1 protein-coding gene is annotated in these 244 nt (G+C 62.3%); it reads left to right on the top strand.

All coding sequences use genetic code 11. The features are described 5' to 3' along the window. A partial coding sequence (locus tag SB756_RS34080; RefSeq protein WP_410913756.1) for a hypothetical protein occupies nucleotides 1-244 on the top strand: 244 nt, incomplete at both ends.

Genomic DNA, 244 nt, shown 5'->3' with positions numbered 1-244 from the left:
GACGCCCATTACCGCGAACTTCCGTGAAGGCCTGAACGTGCTTCAGTACTTCATCTCGACTCACGGCGCGCGTAAGGGTCTGGCCGACACGGCACTGAAGACCGCGAACTCGGGTTACCTGACCCGTCGTCTGGTCGACGTGACGCAGGACCTGGTGATCACCGAGGACGATTGCGGCACCTCGCAGGGCTACAACATGAAGGCCCTGGTGGAAGGCGGTGAAGTCATCGAGCCGCTGCGCGAC

The sequence above is a fragment of the Pseudomonas sp. SIMBA_068 genome, from assembly GCF_046534705.1.
GTDB classification, from domain to species: Bacteria; Pseudomonadota; Gammaproteobacteria; order Pseudomonadales; family Pseudomonadaceae; genus Aquipseudomonas; species Aquipseudomonas putida.
The sequence above is the reverse complement of the archived record's forward strand: the minus strand, read 5'-3'. Positions and strand labels throughout refer to the sequence as shown.